At 59.5% G+C, this 3,329-nt stretch carries 2 protein-coding genes and 1 pseudogene; all 3 read left to right on the top strand.

The genetic code is table 11. The features are described 5' to 3' along the window. The coding region (gene flhB / locus AC2VNK_RS01745) for a flagellar type III secretion system protein FlhB (protein WP_486882584.1) at positions 1 to 657 on the top strand (657 nt) is incomplete at its 5' end. A gap of 3 nt (positions 658 to 660) precedes the next feature. After that, complete coding sequence (gene flhA, locus AC2VNK_RS01740) at positions 661 to 2,712, top strand: flagellar biosynthesis protein FlhA (RefSeq protein WP_291525050.1); 2,052 nt, start codon at positions 661 to 663, stop codon at positions 2,710 to 2,712. 36 nt (positions 2,713 to 2,748) lie between these two features. Continuing rightward, positions 2,749 to 3,329 (top strand): annotated as a pseudogene (locus AC2VNK_RS01735) (flagellar biosynthesis protein FlhF); the annotation flags it as partial.

Below are 3,329 nucleotides of genomic sequence, written 5' to 3'. Positions count from 1 at the left end.
GGTGTCGGTATCACGTTGCTCTGGGCCCAACGCAACGCCCTCTTCGGCCTGATTCAGGAATCGCCCGAACAAGCCATGCTGCATCTCATGCACATGAGCGGCTTGGTCTTTCTCGTGCTTGCTGCGTCTACCCTGCTGATTGTGCTCTTTGATGTGCCTTTCCAGATCTGGACCATCAACGTGAAGTTGAAGATGTCGCGCCAGGATCAGAAAGATGAAATGAAAGAAATGGACGGCAATCCCGAAATCAAGGCCAAGGTACGCGCCATGCAGCGGGAGATGGCGCGTCGGCGGATGATGGCGGCGGTGCCCAAGGCCGATGTCATTGTCACCAACCCGACCCATTATGCGGTGGCGCTGCGTTATGCCGAAGGGGAGACGCGTGCACCCGTCCTGCTGGCCAAGGGCGCTGATCTGGTGGCCGCCAGGATCCGTGATCTGGCGGCAGAACATCACATACCGGTGGTGGAAGCGCCACCCCTGGCGCGGGCGCTCTACCATCATGTGGAGTTGGAGCAGGAGATCCCCGTCACTCTTTATCGGGCTGTGGCGGAACTCCTCGCCTATCTATATCAGCTCCGGTTGGCGACCCCGCAGCAGCAGCCACAAGTGCCCGCGCACTGGTCAGTGCCCCCGGAAATGGATGAAAGAGGATAAACTGTGAACGCCCTGAACCGGATGTTGCAACGCGTGAACTGGCATACCCTGGCGGCCCCGATCCTGGTGATCATGGTGCTCGCCATGCTCATTATTCCGTTGCCGACTTTTCTCCTGGATATTTTCTTTACCTTCAATATTACGCTGGGCCTGATTATCCTGCTGGTCAGTCTCTATATGGTGCGCCCGCTGGAGTTCGCCGCTTTTCCGACGGCACTGCTGTTAACGACTTTGTTGCGCCTCTCCCTCAATGTGGCGGCGGCAAGGATCATCTTGCTGCACGGCCAGAATGGACCCGGTGCGGCCGGACAGGTGATCGAGTCATTTGGTGAGTTTGTTGTGGGCGGTGACTATGCGGTAGGAATCATCGTTTTTGCGATTCTGGTCATCATCAACTTTATGGTTATCACCAAGGGTGCGGGGCGCATCGCAGAAGTCAGCGCCCGTTTCACTCTCGACGCCATGCCGGGCAAACAGATGGCTATTGATGCGGATATGAATGCCGGCATTATCGATCAGGAAGAAGCCCATCGGCGGCGCAGCGAGATAGCGCAAGAGGCCGATTTTTTTGGTTCCATGGACGGCGCCAGCAAGTTTGTGCGCGGTGATGCCGTCGCAGCGATTATGATTCTATTCATCAACTTGATCGGTGGTCTGATCATCGGCATCTGGCAACATGGTCTCAGTCTTGGCACGGCAGCCCATGACTACACTCTGCTCAGCATCGGTGACGCGCTGGTGGCACAAATTCCCGCACTGGTCATTTCCATCGCCGCCGGCATTGTGGTCACGTCAGTCAATACCGGTCAGGATTTGGGAAAACAATTAGTGAGCCAGATTTTCCACAACCGGGACGTACTGGTTATCGTCGCGGTGATCCTCGCCGTTCTCGGGCTGATTCCGGGGATGCCGCATCTGCCGTTTCTGGGGGCGGGCGCGGTGTTGGGCGGCATCGTTTGGTATCGCAAACGCCAGCAGCCAAAGGCCGAAGCCGCGATACCCCCATCACCAGCCGAGCCGGAGGAGGTCACCTGGGCCAGCGTCGAGCCGCTTGATCCACTCGGGCTGGAGGTCGGTTACCGGCTGATTCCGCTGGTCGACAAGGGGCAGGGCGGTGAGCTGCTGGCACGCATTCGCGGGGTGCGTAAAAAGTTCGCGCAGGACTTTGGCTTTCTGGTGCCCGCCGTGCACGTCCGTGACAATCTCGAATTGCGGCCGACGGCCTACCGGATCACCGTCAAAGGCGTTGAAGTGGCTGGTGGTGAAATCTTTCCGGATCTGCTGCTCGCCATAGACCCAGGCAATGTCCTCGGTAAGCTCGAAGGTACCCCGACTACCGACCCGTCCTTCGGCCTCCCGGCCTTGTGGATAAACAACGATCAGCGCGACAAGGCAGTCGCCCTTGGTTATACGGTGGTCGATCCGGCAACGGTGATCGCCACCCATCTGCATCAGATCTTGCAGTCCCATGGTGCTGAACTGCTGGGCCGCGAGGAGGTGGAGGGGATCCTGTCTCATCTCGCCAGCCGCTCACCCAAGCTGGTAGAAGATGTCATCCCGAAGATGCTGTCTCCCGACAAGCTCAAGAAAGTCTTGCAGAACCTGCTGAATGAAGGCGTGCCCGTTCGCGACATGCGCACCATCGTCGAAATTTTGGCGGAGCACGCACCGCAAAGCCAGGATGTTGACGATCTCACTGCGGCCGTACGTACCGCACTCGGCCCTTATATTGTGCAAGGACTCTTTCCCGGACAGGGGGAGTTGCCAGTCGCGGTGCTGGACGGACAGTTGGAACACTTATTGCAGGAGAGTTTGCGCAACAGTAATGGCGAGGCTTTGGAGCCGGGGCTGGCGCAGCGGGTGCTGGAAAGGGCGGGGGAGTTGATGCAGCAGATGGAGGCTGGCGGTATGCAGCCGGTGCTGCTGGCCATGGCCCCCATGCGCGCCTTTCTCGCACGCTTCCTGGCCCGGACCGCGCCGCGGATGCGGGTGCTCTCTTATGCGGAGATCCCCGAAAATAAACGGATCAGGGTGGTGGCCACGCTCGGTGCTTAAATGGCCAGGCGCTCACCCTCAGGGAGAAAGACACAGATGAAGATCAGGCGATTTAACGGGGCGAGCACCCGCGACGTACTGCAGCAGATTCGCACCGCCTTGGGTGCCGACGCGGTCATTCTCTCCAACCGGGATGTGGATGGGGGTGTCGAGATCGTTGCAGCCATCGATTTTGATGAGAAGCAATGGGCTGAGGCCACGCCAACGCCGAGTTGGCCTGAACCATTACGCGGAGTTCCGGCAAAATTGCCAGCGGAGGATATTCCTACCGTGAGCACCAAGCCCCCGTTATCTGTCCCTGAGCGTGTGGCGCACATGGCAGTGAGCAGCAGTGCAGCCACGGAGACTACTCCGCTCCGTAACGAGCTTCAGGCCCTGCGGCAATTGGTGGAAAAACGCTGGGGCAGCCCGCGCGCCAGCAAGCTGGCGCGCGAGGTGCTGACGGACATGGGTTTCTCGGCGGACTGGGCTACGCAAATCGCTCAGCAGGAGGCCGCAGACGAGGCCTGGGGGGCGTCACTGCGCGTAGCGCTGGAGGAGCGGGTGGGCTTGAGCGAGAACCCTCTGGGTAAAGGCGGAATTTTCGCGGTATGGGGTCCTACCGGCTCAGGCAAAAC

It is taken from the genome of Acidithiobacillus sp. TH-A35, from assembly GCF_057473505.1.
This window is presented reverse-complemented; position numbering and strand designations above follow the sequence as displayed.